Source organism: Pseudomonas sp. 05T35 (assembly GCF_056396605.1).
In genome coordinates, this window is record NZ_JBFTLU010000020.1 from 1 (window position 1) to 17,032 (window position 17,032).

Annotated in this window: 16 protein-coding genes; 1 reads left to right on the plus strand and 15 read right to left on the minus strand. The window is 60.0% G+C overall.

Annotation, left to right across the window (positions count from 1 at the left end):
• Positions 1 to 95: 95 nt before the first annotated feature.
• The gene (locus AC1DH9_RS02735) at positions 96 to 992 is read right to left on the minus strand and encodes a LysR family transcriptional regulator (RefSeq protein WP_427537796.1); all 897 of its coding nucleotides are present in this window, start codon (positions 990 to 992) and stop codon (positions 96 to 98) included.
• A 152-nt stretch (positions 993 to 1,144) separates the two neighbouring features.
• Between AC1DH9_RS02735 and AC1DH9_RS02740 the strand changes: the two genes are divergently transcribed.
• The gene (locus tag AC1DH9_RS02740; protein WP_427537957.1) at positions 1,145 to 2,389 is read left to right on the plus strand and encodes an MFS transporter; all 1,245 of its coding nucleotides are present in this window, start codon (positions 1,145 to 1,147) and stop codon (positions 2,387 to 2,389) included.
• A gap of 10 nt (positions 2,390 to 2,399) precedes the next feature.
• Here AC1DH9_RS02740 and gspM read toward each other — a convergent pair whose 3' ends face one another.
• The 14 genes from gspM to AC1DH9_RS02810 form a co-directional block, all read right to left on the minus strand.
• A complete protein-coding gene (gspM, locus tag AC1DH9_RS02745; protein ID WP_427537793.1) occupies positions 2,400 to 2,867 on the minus strand; it encodes a type II secretion system protein GspM in 468 nt (155 codons plus the stop codon).
• Positions 2,864 to 3,961: a type II secretion system protein GspL gene (gene gspL / locus AC1DH9_RS02750; RefSeq protein ID WP_427537790.1), complete on the minus strand. Its 1,098-nt coding sequence runs from the start codon at positions 3,959 to 3,961 to the stop codon at positions 2,864 to 2,866. The genes gspM and gspL overlap by 4 nt, the downstream gene beginning before the upstream one ends.
• Positions 3,958 to 4,821, minus strand: coding sequence for a type II secretion system protein GspK (locus AC1DH9_RS02755; RefSeq protein WP_477807768.1), 864 nt, complete (start codon positions 4,819 to 4,821; stop codon positions 3,958 to 3,960). Before AC1DH9_RS02755 ends, gspL begins: the two co-directional genes overlap by 4 nt.
• Positions 4,818 to 5,363: a type II secretion system protein GspJ gene (locus AC1DH9_RS02760; RefSeq protein WP_427537784.1), complete on the minus strand. Its 546-nt coding sequence runs from the start codon at positions 5,361 to 5,363 to the stop codon at positions 4,818 to 4,820. The genes AC1DH9_RS02755 and AC1DH9_RS02760 overlap by 4 nt, the downstream gene beginning before the upstream one ends.
• Positions 5,356 to 5,748 carry a type II secretion system minor pseudopilin GspI gene (gene gspI, locus AC1DH9_RS02765; protein WP_427537781.1) on the minus strand — a complete coding sequence of 131 codons (393 nt, stop codon included), beginning with the start codon at positions 5,746 to 5,748 and terminating at the stop codon, positions 5,356 to 5,358. The genes AC1DH9_RS02760 and gspI overlap by 8 nt, the downstream gene beginning before the upstream one ends.
• A complete protein-coding gene (gspH, locus tag AC1DH9_RS02770) occupies positions 5,741 to 6,208 on the minus strand; it encodes a type II secretion system minor pseudopilin GspH (RefSeq protein WP_427537778.1) in 468 nt (155 codons plus the stop codon). Before gspH ends, gspI begins: the two co-directional genes overlap by 8 nt.
• A 3-nt stretch (positions 6,209 to 6,211) precedes the next feature.
• Positions 6,212 to 6,667 carry a type II secretion system major pseudopilin GspG gene (gene gspG, locus AC1DH9_RS02775; RefSeq protein ID WP_427537775.1) on the minus strand — a complete coding sequence of 152 codons (456 nt, stop codon included), beginning with the start codon at positions 6,665 to 6,667 and terminating at the stop codon, positions 6,212 to 6,214.
• Positions 6,668 to 6,670: 3 nt separating this feature from the next.
• Complete coding sequence (gene gspF / locus AC1DH9_RS02780) at positions 6,671 to 7,882, minus strand: type II secretion system inner membrane protein GspF (RefSeq protein ID WP_477807769.1); 1,212 nt, start codon at positions 7,880 to 7,882, stop codon at positions 6,671 to 6,673.
• Between the two features lie 3 nt (positions 7,883 to 7,885).
• A complete protein-coding gene (gene gspE / locus AC1DH9_RS02785) occupies positions 7,886 to 9,367 on the minus strand; it encodes a type II secretion system ATPase GspE (RefSeq protein ID WP_427537769.1) in 1,482 nt (493 codons plus the stop codon).
• Positions 9,364 to 11,262 (minus strand): type II secretion system secretin GspD, encoded by a 1,899-nt coding sequence (gspD, locus tag AC1DH9_RS02790; protein WP_427537766.1) that lies wholly within the window; start codon positions 11,260 to 11,262, stop codon positions 9,364 to 9,366. The genes gspE and gspD overlap by 4 nt, the downstream gene beginning before the upstream one ends.
• A complete protein-coding gene (locus AC1DH9_RS02795; protein ID WP_477807770.1) occupies positions 11,263 to 11,829 on the minus strand; it encodes a type II secretion system protein N in 567 nt (188 codons plus the stop codon).
• Positions 11,830 to 13,755 carry an N-acetylglucosamine-binding protein GbpA gene (gene gbpA / locus AC1DH9_RS02800; RefSeq protein WP_477807771.1) on the minus strand — a complete coding sequence of 642 codons (1,926 nt, stop codon included), beginning with the start codon at positions 13,753 to 13,755 and terminating at the stop codon, positions 11,830 to 11,832.
• Between the two features lie 537 nt (positions 13,756 to 14,292).
• A complete protein-coding gene (gene hemE, locus AC1DH9_RS02805; protein WP_477807772.1) occupies positions 14,293 to 15,360 on the minus strand; it encodes a uroporphyrinogen decarboxylase in 1,068 nt (355 codons plus the stop codon).
• Positions 15,361 to 15,600: 240 nt separating this feature from the next.
• Positions 15,601 to 17,019, minus strand: coding sequence for an FAD-dependent oxidoreductase (locus AC1DH9_RS02810; protein WP_477807773.1), 1,419 nt, complete (start codon positions 17,017 to 17,019; stop codon positions 15,601 to 15,603).
• Between the last annotated feature and the right edge of the window lie 13 nt (positions 17,020 to 17,032).

Sequence of the window (17,032 nt, forward strand, 5' to 3'; positions counted from 1 at the left end):
GACGACTGCTTCGCAGCCGAACGCAGGCTTCGCCAGCTGCTACAGGTCATATGTTACCCCCGGAGTCTCTTAAGCTTGTCATCGCCCTGTATCTGCTACGTCACCTCAACCTTACGCGTCAGCAACTCGACAAACGCCTTGGCCATCGGCGACTTCTGGTCCTTGCGCTGCACCAGCCACACGGCTGACATCGCCAGCGGATCGAGCAAGGGCCGATAGACCACGCCGTCGATGCGCATGCGCTGATAAGACGCCGGCAACACCGACACCCCGAGCCCTGCTGCCACCAGGCCGATGATGGTCATGGCCTCGCCGGCTTCCTGGGTGAAGTGCGGGCTGAACCCGGCGTCGCGTGCCAGGCTCAGCAGTTGCGCGTATAGACCGCTGCCGTAGCTGCGTGGGAAGAACACGAAAGGTTCGTGGGCCAATGCCGACAGAAACAACCCGTCCTCGCTGCCGATCACCAGCGGATCCTTGGAGCTGAGCACGGCCACCAAGGGTTCACGCGTCAACTCGACCACCTCCAGCGAATCCGGCAGCGGCAATGGCCGCATGATCCCGACCTGAATCGACTCATCCACCAGCGCCTCGGCGACCTGAGTGCTGCTCATTTCCCGCAGGTTCAAATGCACGGCCGGGAAGCGCTGGCGAAACGCGAAGATCGCCTGCGGGATCGTCGAGTTGAACGGTGCCGACGAGGTGAAGCCGATCTTCAGTTCCCCCAACTCGCCAAGTTGGGCTCGACGGGCGACGTCGGCAGCCTTGTCGACCTGGGCCAGCACCAGCCGAGCCTCTTCGAGGAACAGCCGACCGGCTTCACTGAGCTCGACCCGACGATTGGTACGCTCGAATAAACGTGCACCGACTTCCTGCTCCAGCACCTGAATCTGCTGGCTCAAGGGCGGTTGGGAGATACCCAGCACCTGTGCGGCGCGGCCGAAGTGCAGTTCTTCGGCGACGGCGATGAAGTAGCGCAGATGGCGCAATTCCATGAAAACTCCATTAGGTCGTTAAACCTATCAAACAGGTCGAACAATATATTGGATAGAAACATTAGCCAGCTATATGATTTTTCCATTGCCTGCCTGGCCGTGCCCTCCCGAGGTCCTCCGTGAAAACTGCTGTCGCCCCGCTCGCCCATGAATTGCCGCCTACCGCGCTGGACGATGTGGTCGCCCAACGCAATGACGTGTACATCGAAAAAGGCACGCCGATGTTCATGCGCACGGTGCTGGCGCTGTTCTCCGGCGGCTTTGCGACCTTCGCCCTGCTCTATTGCGTGCAGCCGATGATGCCGCTGTTCTCCCGTGAGTTTTCGATCAACGCGGCGCAGAGCAGCCTGATCCTGTCGGTGGCCACCGGGATGCTCGCCATCGGCCTGCTGATCACCGGCCCGGTTTCCGACCGCATCGGCCGGAAACCGGTGATGGTTGCGGCGCTGTTCGCGGCAGCGTTGTGCACCATAGCCAGTGCGATGATGCCGAGCTGGCAGGGCGTGCTGGTAATGCGTGCACTGGTCGGGCTGTCTCTCAGCGGGCTGGCGGCGGTGGCCATGACTTACCTGAGTGAAGAGATTCATCCACAACACATCGGCCTGGCGATGGGGTTGTACATCGGCGGCAACGCGATTGGCGGGATGTGCGGCCGGCTGATCGTCGGCGTATTGATCGACTTCGTTAACTGGCACACCGCGATGTTGATCATCGGTGGACTGGCGCTGATTGCCGCGACGGTGTTCTGGAAAATTCTCCCCGAGTCGCGCAACTTCCGCTCCCGCTCGATGCATCCGCGCAGCTTGCTCGACGGTTTCACCATGCACTTTCGCGACGCCGGGCTGCCGTGGTTGTTCCTCGAAGCGTTCGTGCTGATGGGCGCGTTCGTCACACTGTTCAACTACATCGGCTATCGCCTGCTGGCCGAGCCGTATCACATGGATCAGGCTTTCGTCGGCTTGCTCTCGGTGGTCTACCTGTCGGGCATCTACAGCTCGGCGAAAATCGGCGCATTGGCCGACAAGCTTGGCCGGCGCAAAGTCTTGTGGGCAACCATCGTGCTGATGCTCGCAGGCCTTGCGCTGACCCTGTTCACGCCATTGCCGCTGGTGATCATCGGCATGTTGATCTTCACCTTCGGCTTCTTCGCCGCGCACTCGGTGGCCAGCAGCTGGATCGGTCGTCGCGCGACCAAAGCCAAGGGCCAGGCCTCGTCGCTGTACCTGTTCAGCTACTACGCCGGGTCAAGTATCGCCGGCACGGCGGGCGGGGTGTTCTGGCACCTGGGCGGCTGGAATGGCATCGGCCTGTTCATCGGCGGGTTGCTGGTGATTGCGCTGCTGGTGGCGTTGAAACTGGCCCGCTTGCCATTGCTGCCAAACAACCAACCGGCGTGAGGCCTGCACGTCAGGAACCCTGCACCACCACCTGCGCCTCCAGCGCTTGACCTTGCTTGTCCAGTGTCAGTGATTGCAAGGTCGCGCCCTCCAGTTCGGTTCGATGCAGCCAGGCCAATAACGCCCGCGCATCACCGCGCAGCGTCAGGCGCAGAAGATCGCCTTGCACCTCCAGCTGTTGCAGGTCGAGGCCGTCGGCGATTGCGCGCTCACTGAGTTGCGTGGACAGGGGCGCAGCCCCAGCCGCCCGAGCACTGGGGGCTTGAGCGCGAGCGACTTCCCCGGCCTGAACCAGCCGCTGCTGATACAAACGCTCGGCCACTGCCAGCCGCTGCTGGGATGGCTGCCACAACCCGACGAACGCCAGTACGGCAACGAGCGCTACCGCCAGGACACTCAGCGCCTGTCGGTCGCGCGGTGCCAGCCGATTCCAGGTCTGAGCCACACTAACCGGCAGCTTCGGTGTGTTGAGCTTCATGAGCGATTCTCCAATGTCAGCAGTGCCTGGACCCGGTCCTGAACCTTGCTTGCGCTGCCCAGACTGATCGGCAATCCGCTGCGCTGGCCACGCTCGCGCAGTTGTTCGAGTTCGGCAAAACTGCCTGCCGTGAGTTGCAGTTTCCAACCATCGCCGACACGGTATTCGATGCGTTGCACTTCAACACTGCTTGCACCGATCACCTGCTCGGTCAGCTTCAACAAACGGGCGATCTGCGTGTCCTGTGCACTGATACGAGTCTGTTTTTGCAGCGCCTTGAGTTGCGCCGAAAGATCAACGATACGTGTCTGCTCTGGATACAAGGCCCTGAAACGTTGTTCGCTCTGGTCTGACAAGCGTTGGGCCTGAGCCTCGAAAAAGTGGCTGCGTGCGAGTGTGTTTCCCCACCCCAGAGTGAACAACAACGCTGCCGAGATCAGTGCCGTCGACCAGGGAAAACGCCGGCGCTCCCGACGAAACTCACCGTGCAGCAGGTTGATCGCAGACCCCGCCCCCGTCTGGCTGTGCAGCGCTGCAAACCCCTCGTCCAGCCAGCAGATGGGCTCAGGCAGCTGTGGACTGATCGCAGCCAGCCCGTGCGCCGACACCGCCAGACGAACATCCAATGCGCCGCCAAGGAGCCAGCGCCCCAACCACCACACGCCATAGGCCTGATCATGGGGTAAACGGTCGGCATCGACCTGTACGGTGCTGACGGCAATTCCCAGTTCAGCCACCAGCGCCAGCAACGCTGCAAAGCGTTGTTTGTTGAGCAACAGCACCGGATAGCGCCCCTGCGAGTCACGCGGGCCGATGCTCAGGTGCAGCGTCTCAAGGTCTTCGCTCAGTTGATCTTCGATGGCGAACGCAATGGCCTGAGCGTCAGGGCGACGTCGCGAGGGCCATTTTTCGGTACGTAGCCAGCCGCACATCTCCATCGGCAACACCAGATGGACAGCCTGCCCTGATAACTGTTTGGCCGCATCGGCAAGCGAAAGGAGCGACCGCTCATTCGAGGCAGAGACCAGGCAGCAGAGCCATTGCGCGCAAGGTTGCACCGCCCCTTCGGGGGTGAGGTAAAGCCAGGTGTTCATGACGAGGACTCGCTTGTCAGTGAGGTCAGGAACCGTCGTTGCACGACGTTCACCTGCCGGGTTTTGGCGTCGAGTTCCACTTCGCTGACCAGTTGCAGACGGCTTTGCCCAACGGCCACRTCTACCGTGATCCGAAACCAGCGACTGCCCAGCCCCAGGCCATGGCTGCCCAGCTCAAGCCCGGCGAGCAGAGGGTCCTCGACAAATGCCTGCACCGAGCGATAGCCCTCGGCCGGACGCTGTTGCACTAACGCCCGGGCCAACGTTTCGCTCACACCGTCGAGTGTCATCAGTTGCTGCGCCGACGCGGTATTGATGTTCAGGCTGGCGTTCCCGGGCAGCAGGGCCACCATTGGCTGCAAGCGCCGCAGCACCCCGCCGTCAACGCCCGGCCACACGCGCAATTGACTGAGGTCTGTCAGCGCGCCGAAGTGCGAGGTTGCGAGACTTTCGAGGTCTGGATTGCGGATCTGCAGCAGGGCCAGCAGACGCACCCAACGCTGTTGCGTGAGCGGATCGATTTGCCCGCCGGTCAGCAGTGCAGAAAGGTTGAAGCGCGCGGCCAGGTCTTCGACCTGGATGTACAGCGTCCCGCCCTCGACCTCGAACGGCGGCGTGGCCTGCGCCCACGCTTGCGCCAGATTGACGCTACGGGACGCTTGCACCTCAGGGTGGCGCAACCGCTGCAAGGCCCAGCGTTCACCGGAAAAACCCAGTTGGCGCAGTTGCACGTGATGAAGCTGTTGCGCGGTGCTTTTGACCACCAGCCGATGGTTGCGCAGCATCCCGCCCGTCAGCAGCAACGCCAGGCTCATGACCAGCAACACACTGAGCAGCGCGACGCCGCGTTGCCRACTCATGACGCGCTCCCAGGCAACAGCAAGACCCGGCGAATCGACTCGAAGCGCTCCGTTGAAAAGGTGATTTCCAAAGCCTTCGGCGCGGAAACTGACTTACCGGCACCGGGCGGTCTCTCGCTGCGCCAACCACTCTGATCATAGAGCCGCCAACGCAATTCGCGCACCCCGGTGAGGAGTTTTTGCCGCTGCACCAGCGGCTGATCAGGGGGTTGGCTTTCACGCCACAACGTCCCCTTGTCGAGACGATAAGTGACGTTCTGCAACTCGCTACGCGGCTCATCCAACGGATTACGCCAGTTGCCGCGCTGCAACTGCAAAACGTTTTGCTGCAGCACCACAGGCTGCGCCGTTACCTGCAAGGCATCACGTTCGATCACGGCGATGGCGCGTTGCAACCCACGCATGTCGCGCTCATGGGATGAACTGCTGCGTTCAGCACGGACCACGCCATCGAACAGCCGCCAGCTGGCCAAGCCAAGCAAGGCGAATATCGCCATGGCGATCACCAGTTCGAGCAAGGTGAAGCCATGCTGCTTATTCATCACGGGCGCCAATCCAACCCGTCGTTCGGTGTACGACCCGATCGCTGCCTGAACGGCTGACACTGAGTTCGACCTTCAGCAAACGCGAATCGGCCACCGGGGTGACGGTCTGGCTCAGGCTCCAGTCGCGTCGGTCGAAGTGTCGGCTCAGGTATTCGTGCCCTTGAGCCGGTGCGGGCCCCAGTTGCAATTCGCTCAAGTGATTGTCAGCCAGCCAGGTCCCACACAACTGCTCCTCCAATCGAGCATTCTGCTTGAGGGCGTATTGACTGGCCGCCATCACTGCCGCCGCCAACGTCGCAAAGACAACCAGCGCGATCATGATTTCCAACAGGGTAAAGCCACGGTGTGCCTGGCGCGGCGGCGCGGGCTTTCTCTTACTCATCAAGGGCCGCCTCGTTCAAACCATCACTGGAGAGGCTGATCAACGATTGCTGACCGGCTTGCAGGTGCAAGGTGAACGCAGTGCTTTCATCACTGCTGAGCAACACCAGGTGCGGTTGACCGGGACGCCCCGCCAGCGTCGACATTTGGCCAGATTGCTCCAGACGCAGCTGCAAGCCTTCCGGTAAACTATAAGCGCGGCCTGCCGGGCGCCAGTCCTGGCCATCGAGACCCAGCACCTGATAACCCTCGGGCTCCAGCCGAAGGCCATACTCACGTCCTTCAAGCACCGCCTGCTCACGCAGCGTCTGCAACAACTGGATCAAACCGTTGGCCTCCTGCCGGGCCAGACGCGCCGGGTGATTGCCGATGGCCAGACCCGCCATGCCCAACAGCACGCCGATCAACACCATGACCACCATCAACTCCAATAGAGTGAAACCCCGRCACGCCTGACGCATCGGTCAATCTCCCCAGTTGCCGATGTCTGCCCCATGGCCTTCGCCACCGGACACACCGTCAGCGCCAAAGGAGTACAGGTCATAGCCGCCATCGAGCGAATTCACCCCGGGATTGAGGTACTGATACGGCGTTCCCCAAGGGTCCACCGGCAGACTTTTGAGATAACCCTGCGGACTCCAGTTTCTCGGTACCGGTGCGCCCAGCGGCCGTTTGACCAACGCTTCCAGCCCTTGCTGGGTGGTGGGGTAGCTGAAGTTGTCGAGGCGGTACATTTCAAGGCTGGTGGAGATCGCCAGGATGTCGGTGCGGGCCGCGGTGACCTTGGCCTGATCGGGCCGGCTCATGAACTGCGGCACGACGATGGCGCCCAGCACACCGATGATGACCACCACCACCATGATTTCGATCAGGGTAAAGCCACGCTGACGCTTGGCTGAAGTATTACGGACAGGATTCATCGATCAACTCACCAGTTGGTTCAGGCTAAGAATGGGTAAAAGAATGGCCATGACGATCAGCAGCACGACGCCGCCCATCAGCACCAACATGACCGGCTCGAACAGGCTGACAACCAGCGCGATGCGCGCTGCCAGGGTCTTTTCCTGCTGCTCGGCAGCCCTCGCCAGCATGCTGTCGAGTTCACCGGCACGCTCGCCACTGGCGATCATGTGCAACATCATCGGCGGTATATCGCCGCCTTGTTCCAGGCCATGGGTCAGGGTGCCGCCCTCACGTACCGAACGCGCAACATCACGCATGCGCGTGCGAATCGTCAGGTTGCCAATGACGGCAGCAGCGATTTCCAGGGCATCGACCAACGGCACCGCGCTCTTGCCGAGGATCGCCAGGGTGCTGGCAAAACGCGCCGCCTCCATGGCCCGCAACACTCCACCCAACAACGGCAAACGCAACACCAGTGCGTGCCAGYGCACACGCAGAGGTGGCTGGACCAACGCCCAACGCCCCAGGAATACCAACACCGACAACAGCCCCAACAGAGTCAGGCCATGACGACGCAGACCGTCGCTGAGCAGAATCATGCCCCGGGTCAGCAGCGGTAACGGCTGACCGCTGTCGACGAAAATCTTCACCACATCCGGCACCACATAGCCGAGCAGGAAGCCGACGATGGCCAGCGAAGCGACCATCAGAATCATCGGGTAAACCAGCGCCAGCTGAATTCGCTGACGCGACGCCTGACGAGCCTCCGTGTAGGCCGCCAACTGTTCAAGCACATGACCCAGATGCCCGGAGCGCTCACCTGCCGCGATGGTGGCGCGAAACAGTTCGGGGAACGCCCGGGGAAATCCACCCAGCGCCGCCGCCAATGCATAACCTTCCATCACTCGCGCCCGCACCGCTGAGAGCAAGGCGTTGACCTTGCGCTTTTCGCTCTGCGCCGCAACCGCTCGCAAGGCCTCCTCGAGGGGCAGACCGGCCTGGATCAGCGTGGATAACTGCAACGTCAGCAGCGCCAGTTCGCCGGAGCTCAGCTTCACGGCATTCGCAAAAATCCCCGCCCGAGTGCCCTGGTATTTCGCCTCGCCGACGTGACTGGGTAACAAACCCCGTTCACGCAACATCTGCCGGGCATGCCGTGGGCTGTCGGCCTCCAGCACACCTCGGGACTGACGGCCACTGCGGTCCTGGGCGCGGTATTCGAATCCCGGCACCGGCTAGTCCTCCTGGCTGACGCGCAGCAATTCATCGAGACTGGTGACACCCTCAAGCACCAGCCGCTGACCGTCCTGGAACAGGCTGCGCGACAGCGTCCGCGCCTCGTCCGCCAACGCCTGTTCACTGGCGCCCTGATGAACCAGCGCGGACAGCGTCGGGCTCATGCTGATCAACTCGTACATGCCGACCCGCCCCCGGTAACCCTGTTGGCATCGGGCGCATCCGCTGGCCTTGAATAGCCGCACAGTACGGTCGCCGGCAACGCCCAAGCTCTGGCAGTCGACAGCATCGGCTTCATAGGCGTGCTTGCAGTGTGGACAGAGGGTTCGTAACAAGCGCTGGGCGAGCACACCGATCAACGACGACGCCAGCAAGTAGGCGTCGACGCCCATGTCCAGCAACCGGGTGACCGCGCCAACCGCGCTGTTGGTGTGCAAGGTCGATAACACCAGGTGTCCGGTCAACGACGCCTGCACGGCAATTTCGGCGGTTTCCCGGTCCCGGATTTCACCGACCATCACCACATCCGGGTCCTGGCGCAGAATCGCCCGCAGGCCCCGGGCGAACGTCATCTCGACCTTTGGATTGACCGGCGTCTGGCCAATCCCCGGCAGGTGATACTCGATCGGATCCTCCACCGTGAGAATATTGCGCGTCTGGTCGTTGAGACTGGCCAGCGCCGCATACAGGCTGGTGGTCTTGCCGGAGCCGGTAGGGCCGGTCACCAGGAAAATCCCGTGGGGCCTGCCAAGAATCCGCTGAAAGCGTGCCAGGGTGTCGGGCGGCATACCCAGGCGCTGCAAGTCGAGGCGTCCGGCTTGTTTGTCGAGCAGTCGCAACACCACTCGCTCGCCATGCGCAGACGGCAGAGTCGAGACCCGCACATCGACCTCATGCCCGGCCAGGCGCAGCGCAATGCGACCGTCCTGCGGCACGCGCTTTTCAGCGATATCGAGGCGAGCCATGACCTTGATCCGTGACACCAGCAAATTGGCCAACTCACGCCGGGGTCTGAGTACCTCACGCAATTGCCCATCCACCCGCATCCGCACCAACAGGTACTGCTCGAAGGTTTCCAGGTGAACATCCGAGGCTTTTTCGCGCACCGCCTCACTGAGCAACGCATTGATCAGCCGGATGATCGGCGCGTCACCGTCCTGTTCGAGCAGGTCGGCGGTCTGCGGAAGCTGATCGGCCAGGCTCAACAGATCGAGTTCTTCGTCCAGCCCTTGGGCGACCTGTTCGGCGGCGCTTTGACCTACGCCGTAAGCGCTCGCCAGCCGTGTCGCGAACATCGCAGGTTCAAGGACCTGAACAGGTAGATCGCGCCCCGTCACACGCCGAACTTCCGCCAGTGCGGTCAACGGCGTATCGCTGCGGATCGACAGGCTCAACGCCTCGCCCGAACCTTCCAGCAACACCCCCAAGCGCCGGGCGAAACCGAATGGCAGCTGCTCGATGTAACCCGTCAGGCTCGTCATGGGGCGCGGCGCTCACGGGCCTCGTCGAATAGCTGATGCGGATCATCGGGCAGTAACAACGAATGGTTCTGGCGAGCCGTCGGTTGACTCAGATCCCGCAAGGCCTTGTAGCGGTCCTCGCTGATTTCGGCGATATCCTGCCGGGTGCGCACGATGGTCGGGCGCAAAAACACCATCAGGTTACTTTTGGTCTGGGTGTCTTTCGTCCAGCGAAACAGCGCACCGAGATAAGGAATGCTGCGCAACACCGGCACCCCGCTTTCCTGGGTTCGAACGCTGTCTTTGATGAGGCCGCCGATCACGATGATTTCGCCATCGTTGGCGAGGATCGTGCTTTTGAGGGCACGCTTGTTGGTAATCAGGTCGGAAGAATCCACACCGGACACCGAAGGCGCGATGTCGGAGATCTCCTGTTCGACCTCCAGACGCAGGATCGAACCTTCGTTGATGTGCGGACGAATCTTCAGGCTGATCCCGACATCCTTGCGCTCAACCGTGGTGAAGGGGTTGTCTGCACCGCTGCTGTTGGTGGCGTAGGAGCCGGTCTTGAACGGTACGTTCTGGCCGACGATGATTTCTGCTTCCTGGTTGTCCAGGGTCAGCAGGCTCGGCGTCGACAGCAGGTTGCTGCGGCTGTTACTGGCCAGAGCTGAAATCAGTGCGCCAAAATTGCCGCCACCGAGCCGCAGCAATGAACCTTCCGGGGCCGGGTTCTTGTCGTCGACATTGAACCCGCCAAGCACCGGAACCCCGGTCCCCGGAAAGTTGATGATCCCTTTCGCGCTTCCACTGTCCAGCCCCCACTGCACACCAAGCGCTTCGACGATGTCACCGGAAATCTCCACGATGGCTGCGTGAATCAGCACCTGGGCACGCGGTTGATCCAGTTCACGAACGATGTTCTCCAACGTCCGCAATTGCGCGGGATCGGCGAAAATCACCAGTGCATTCTGGCGTTCGTCGGCCTTTACCATGACCGGCGTGGCCGATACCGGTTCTTTTGAACCGCGGCTACTCGACTGTGGCTTGAACCCCTGCCCCAGTGCATCCAGCACCTCGGCCAACTGCTTGGCATCGCTGTGGTGCAAACGGATCACCCGAGCGTTATCAAGTTTGGTCGTCGCCGGAATGTCCAGCGAGCGGGCCAACCGGACCAGGCGCTCGCGCGCTACCGGCGGCCCGACAACCACCAGGCGATTGGCCCGGGGGTCCGGAATCACCAGGCTTCCGGCCTCGGCTCCGGACTTGCCCAGTGACGCCTCCATCACTGTGGCGATATCGGCTGCCAGACCATGGCGTAGCACAACAATGGTATGAGCATTTTTCGCCCCGGAATCAAGTTGCCGTACCACTTGCCCAATCCGCCGAACATTGCTCGCGGTATCGGTGACCACCAGCGCGTTGGCCGAGACCGACGGCCCCACATAGCCATTGGTCGAGACCAGCGGTCGGACCAGACCGGCCAGGTCAGCAGCCGAGCTGGCACCGAGGGCGATGACCTCGGTCACGAACTGTCCATCGCGAGACGTGCGCGGGTCCCCCTGACTGGCACGGGTCTTGGCTTCGGCAACCGGTGTGATGAGTATTCGGTCGCCTTGATCGATCACCGTGAAGTTGTGAGCATCGAGTACCGAATAGAACAACCGTCGGACGCCCTCGCGATCCAGCGCTTGTCCGGACATGACCGTGATTCGCCCTTGAACCTTGGGGTCGAGGATCACGGTCGTGTCCAGAATCGACGACATTTCGGCAACGACGTCCCTTAGTTCAGCGTTGTTCATCGCCAGTTGCCAACGCTGTTCTTCAGCCGCTACCCAACCCGAGAGCAACAGGACTGCAATGCCCAGGGCGCGCAGCAGTGCGCCGTAGGTGCGAAAACAATTCGAGCGGTTCATTCAGTGACTCTTTGGCAAATCAGCGGTTGGCCGAAAGTGAATAAGGGCAGGTGCGGGATMGGATCGGGTGTCGGCAGGTTTGATCGTCAACAAGGTGCGCTCGGTAGCGGGTTGCAGGGCCAGCAACTCCTCGCGACCTTTGCGCCACAGCACCACCCTGGACACTTCAACCCGCCGCAGCACACTGCCGCCGGGCAAGCTGTCGCCGACCTGATACAAACGTTCACCGTCAGCACCCGCCAGCAACGCCCGCGAAAGCCCGGTGCTGGAGACAAAACTGGCGCGCAAGGTCAGCGGTTCAGCACTGCGCAGTGTTGCCGTTTGCGTGGACAGCCCCATCACCGTCGCGATAGCGTCAGGGTTGAATTCAGGCATCGGTTGCGTATCCGGTGGCAGCCGTACCGGCCGCTCGGCTTGCATAGATGACTCATCGCGTAGCGTCTGTTCGTTGGCAAACAGGTAAACGCCGTACCCCAGCGGCAATATCCACAGGATGGCCCCGAGCAGCGTTGGCCAGCCTGTGGACATTGCCGTGAATAAAGAGTCCAGCGTCAATGGCTTGCCCATTCAGCGGTGAAACCACATGTTTACAAGCACACGGCGTCCCGATACTTCATGTTTGATGACCGCAGTAATGTGCAAGGCAATCAACACTGCCAGTACGAGACACGCCCAAATATGAATCGTCAGAAACAGTAGAATCCAGTAAGGGTCTTCCAGAGGTTGAGGAATAGAAAAGAGATCAAAAACATTAATGGCACGGTCCATCATGAGCACACCCGTCACCAACACCACACTAACGGCCAGATAAATAAGCCGATGCACGCATAACGCCAACACTTCGCTCACCGTCCGATATCGCCCAGTATCAGAACGACGCCCACTCGAAGAAAGATAAAGTCTTAAAGCGAAAAAAGGCAAAAACGCGGTTGTCAACGACACATTAACAAAGGCTACCCATTCCTTGACCGATACATCCACTTCAAACAGCGACACATAAAAACCACTGGCCAGTGCCCAGATAATAATGACAGCAGAAAGCCAGTGCAGGTCACTGCCGTAACCCGGCTCGAAACCTTGTGCCGTTTCACTGTATTGCATGCAGTAACCCGAATAAGGGAATGGTTTGCACTCATAAACCAAACCGTTTTTAGGCTGCAGTACCTTGGTCCCCGCGGTGTATTGGCGAACATTATTCGGGAACTCGAAGTCGTACTCTTGCGCACCGCCCTCGCCGGTGAATTGGGTTTCTTCGAAGGCTTGACGAGTGGTACGACCGTCTTCCGTGGTGCCCACCAGCTTCACGCCATGCTTGCCCGGTGCAGAACGTACATCGACATTCAGTACAGTGTTGCTCTGTGCCGCCACCTGTTGCCGGGTGAAACCCACTTGCTTGTTGCTGTCATCGAAAATGGTCGCTTCGATGATCATCGTGCGGTTGTTGACGATCGGGACCGCGACCTTGCCAACGCCTTTCACCAGTTCATGCTCTGGCGCCAGGCCACCAAACTCCATGCGAGCGTCGATATCCTCCTGCATGTCCAGCGCCACTTCATAACGAGTGATGCCGCTTTCTTTCTGGGCGTATAGCTTGTTCATGCCTTTGACCGGCTCGATGTTGCCTTGCTCATCGCGAATGCCGGCTTTTATCAACGTCTGGGTCTTGTTGATCTGCTCGGCCAACTTGAACGACCAGTTCTCCGGTTTGCCTTCATCAGCGTTATCGACGGTGATCTCGACACTGTACTGCGCGCTTTCACCGCTATGGGTAAAGGCGCGAGCCTTGACCTTGTCCCCGGCAATCAGGGTGGTTGCAGGGGTGATGGCGCCAACAGAGTTCCAGCCGCCAGGCAATGCGGCCTCGGCAAGAATGTTGACGTCAACGACGTTGTGGAACGCCGCAGCGGTATCACCAACAGTCCAGATACCCAGAATCACATGGTGGCCGGTCTTGTCATCCGGAATCACGCAAGCGTGTTTGTCCCCGGAAACCGGCAGAACATTACCGCCGTCGACAAAACAAAACGGCGTGGTTTCGAAAGAAGCGCGTTTGAGCGGCTCATTCGGGTTCCAGCCGTTTTTGGTAATGAAGTACTCATGCTTGGTGGCAGGATGTGCGGCGGTGTATTTCCAATCGAAATCGAGCGAACGGTCCTTGATTTCAGTCAAATGCCAACGAGTAGCGGACTGAGCATCGACCGCGGAAAACAGTGCAATACCGCCACTGGCGATCTTGCCGTCAATCGGGCCTTGACCCGGAGYACCACCCACACCGTTCGGGAAACCTTTGAAAGTTTCACCCACACTTTGCGGTTCGTACTGTGCGCCGCCACAGTCTTTGTTCAGACCTTTCTGGCAAAGAAAAGCACGGGAGGGAGGTTCATTCAAATAGCCATGGGCGGCAACATGTTGTGAAGACAACAATGCCGCCAACAGCGTCAGTGAGGAAGCACATCCTGTTAATGCACCTCCTTTGGAAATAGTGTTTTTCATATTATTAGTTCCGACTTAATCATTAAGAATCACTTGCAAGCCCTCATCAACTCGACGAAGACTTACAAATCCTTATCGCACCCCCATGCTTCCAACATTCCCCCGAGTTTATGCAAGCATCCTGTAAAAACAATATGACTGAACGCCAGCAACTAACGCTTGCGCAGCAGTAATGCTACGGCAGTTTTTATGACATGCTTGCCATACAGGTCGCGTTGGAAACGTTGAGAATGGCACTTTACCGCCAGAAACTTTTATTCTATGTAGGATAAATCTAATAATCAGGCAGGGAATATCGGCAATCGAACTAATCGGACAAGAAAGGTAATATCGCCTTACATAGAGATGAGATATTTCTTAAAGATTCAGCGCGTAAAGGCTGCTCAAAAGTAAACAACTAACACATCCGCCGCCAAAGAAAAACGTCAATATGACAGGCAAGCAAACGCCAGCAGCCAGGACGGTCTGAGGAAGTGAGTATGGATTATCGAGGGCGCAAAACCTGCCTGGCGCTGAGGCCGGGCAGGTTGCTATGAATTACTGATGGTATTGCGCTGAAAGCTCATGCACCGCACGCAGGAAGGCGCCGGCGTGTTCCGGGTCGACTTCCGGGGTGATGCCATGGCCGAGGTTGAACACGTGGCCACTGCCTTTGCCGTAGCTGGCAAGGATGCGGCCAACTTCAGCGCGAATGGCTTCTGGTTTTGCGTAGAGTACGGTCGGGTCCATGTTGCCTTGCAGCGCAACTTTGCTGCCGACACGCTGGCGGGCTTCGCCGATGTCGCAGGTCCAGTCCAGCCCCAGGGCATCTGCACCGGCATCGGCGATGCTTTCCAGCCACAGGCCGCCGTTTTTGGTGAACAGGATGACCGGCACTTTGCGGCCTTCATGCTCGCGGATCAGACCGCTGACAATTTTGCGCATGTAGGCCAGGGAGAACTCCTGGTACGCCGCTGCCGAGAGGTTACCGCCCCAAGTGTCGAAGATCTGTACCGCTTGCGCGCCGGCCATAATCTGGCMGTTGAGGTAGGAGGTGACCGACTGTGCGAGTTTATCCAGCAGCAGGTGCATGGCTTGCGGGTTGTCGTAGAGCATGGCCTTGGTCTTGCGGAAGTCTTTCGACGAGCCGCCTTCGACCATGTAGGTGGCCAGGGTCCATGGGCTGCCGGAGAAGCCGATCAGCGGCACGCGGCCGTTCAGCTCACGGCGAATGGTGCTGACCGCATCCATGACGTAGCCGAGGTCTTTCTGTGGATCAGGAATTGGCAGGGCTTCGACGTCGGCCAGGGTGCTGACGACTTTCTTGAAGCGCGGACCTTCGCCGGTTTCGAAGTACAGGCCTTGGCCCATGGCATCGGGAATGGTCAGGATGTCGGAGAAGAGGATCGCCGCATCCAGCTGTGGATAACGGTCGAGCGGCTGCATCGTGACTTCACAAGCGAACTCCGGGTTCATGCACAGGCTCATGAAATCACCGGCCTTGGCACGGCTGGCGCGGTATTCCGGCAGGTAGCGACCGGCCTGACGCATCATCCACACAGGGGTGACGTCTACGGGTTGCTTGAGCAGGGCGCGAAGGAAACGGTCGTTCTTCAGGGCAGTCATGTCGGCATCCGGAAAAAAAGTGCGGGCATTTTCTCAGAGCGCGACGCAAAAGGCACGGCAAGCGCCGCACCTTTTGTCTATCGGGTCAATTTGTCGCGCTGGAACACACTCTGCGCAACACCCTGAAACCAATGTGGGAGCGAGCCTGCTCGCGATGAGGGCTTCACATTCAACATCTCTGTTGGCTGATCCACCGCTATCGCGAGCAGGCTCGCTCCCACAGGGTTTTGTGTCGTCTGATCAGACGCCCAGGTAATCCAGGATCCCTTCAGCCGCATTACGGCCTTCGAAGATCGCCGTCACCACCAGGTCGGAACCACGCACCATGTCGCCACCGGCGAAGATCTTCGGGTTGCTGGTCTGGTGCTTGTACTGGCCAAGTTCGGGGGCCACAACGCGACCCTGGCTGTCGGTCTGGATACTGAACTGCTCGAACCACGGCGCCGGGCTTGGACGGAAACCGAACGCGATGACCACGGCGTCGGCCGGGATGATCTCTTCGGAACCCGGGATCGGCTCGGGGCTGCGACGGCCACGGGCGTCCGGTTCGCCGAGACGGGTCTCGACCACCTTCACGCCTTCGACCCTGTCCTCACCGACGATGGCGATTGGCTGACGGTTGTAGAGGAATTTCACGCCTTCTTCCTTGGCGTTCTTCACCTCTTTGCGCGAGCCCGGCATGTTCGCTTCGTCACGACGATAGGCACAGGTCACCGACTTGGCGCCCTGGCGGATCGAGGTGCGGTTGCAGTCCATCGCCGTGTCACCACCGCCCAGTACCACGACCTTCTTGCCCTTCATGTCGACGAAATCTTCCGGCGACTTTTCAAAGCCCAGGTTGCGGTTGACGTTGGCAATCAGGAAGTCCAGCGCGTCATAGACGCCCGGCAGGTCCTCACCGGCAAAGCCGCCCTTCRTGTAGGTGTAGGTGCCCATGCCCATGAACACGGCATCGTATTCTTCGAGCAGTTGCTCGATGCTCACGTCCTTGCCGATTTCGGTATTCAGGCGGAACTCGATGCCCATGCCGGTGAAGACTTCGCGACGATTGCTCAGCACGGTCTTTTCCAGCTTGAACTCGGGGATGCCGAAAGTCAGCAGACCGCCGATTTCCGGGTTCTTGTCGAACACCACCGGGGTCACGCCACCGCGTACCAACACGTCGGCACAACCCAGGCCAGCAGGGCCTGCACCAATCACCGCGACACGCTTGCCGGTCGGCTTGACCTTGGACATGTCCGGGCGCCAGCCCATGGCGAATGCGGTGTCGGTGATGTACTTCTCGACCGAACCGATGGTCACCGCGCCGAAGCCGTCGTTAAGGGTGCACGCACCCTCGCACAGACGGTCCTGCGGGCACACGCGGCCGCAGACTTCAGGCAGGGTGTTGGTCTGGTGCGACAGTTCGGCGGCGGCGAGGATGTTGCCCTCGGCCACCAGCTTCAGCCAGTTGGGAATGAAGTTGTGCACCGGGCACTTCCATTCGCAATACGGGTTACCGCAGCCCAGGCAGCGGTGGGCCTGGTCGGCCGACTGCTGGGGTTTGAAGGGTTCGTAGATCTCCACGAACTCTTTCTTGCGTTGACGCAACAGTTTCTTCTTCGGATCTTTGCGCCCGACCTCGATGAACTGGAAGTCATTATTCAGACGTTCAGCCATTGTTAAAACCTCA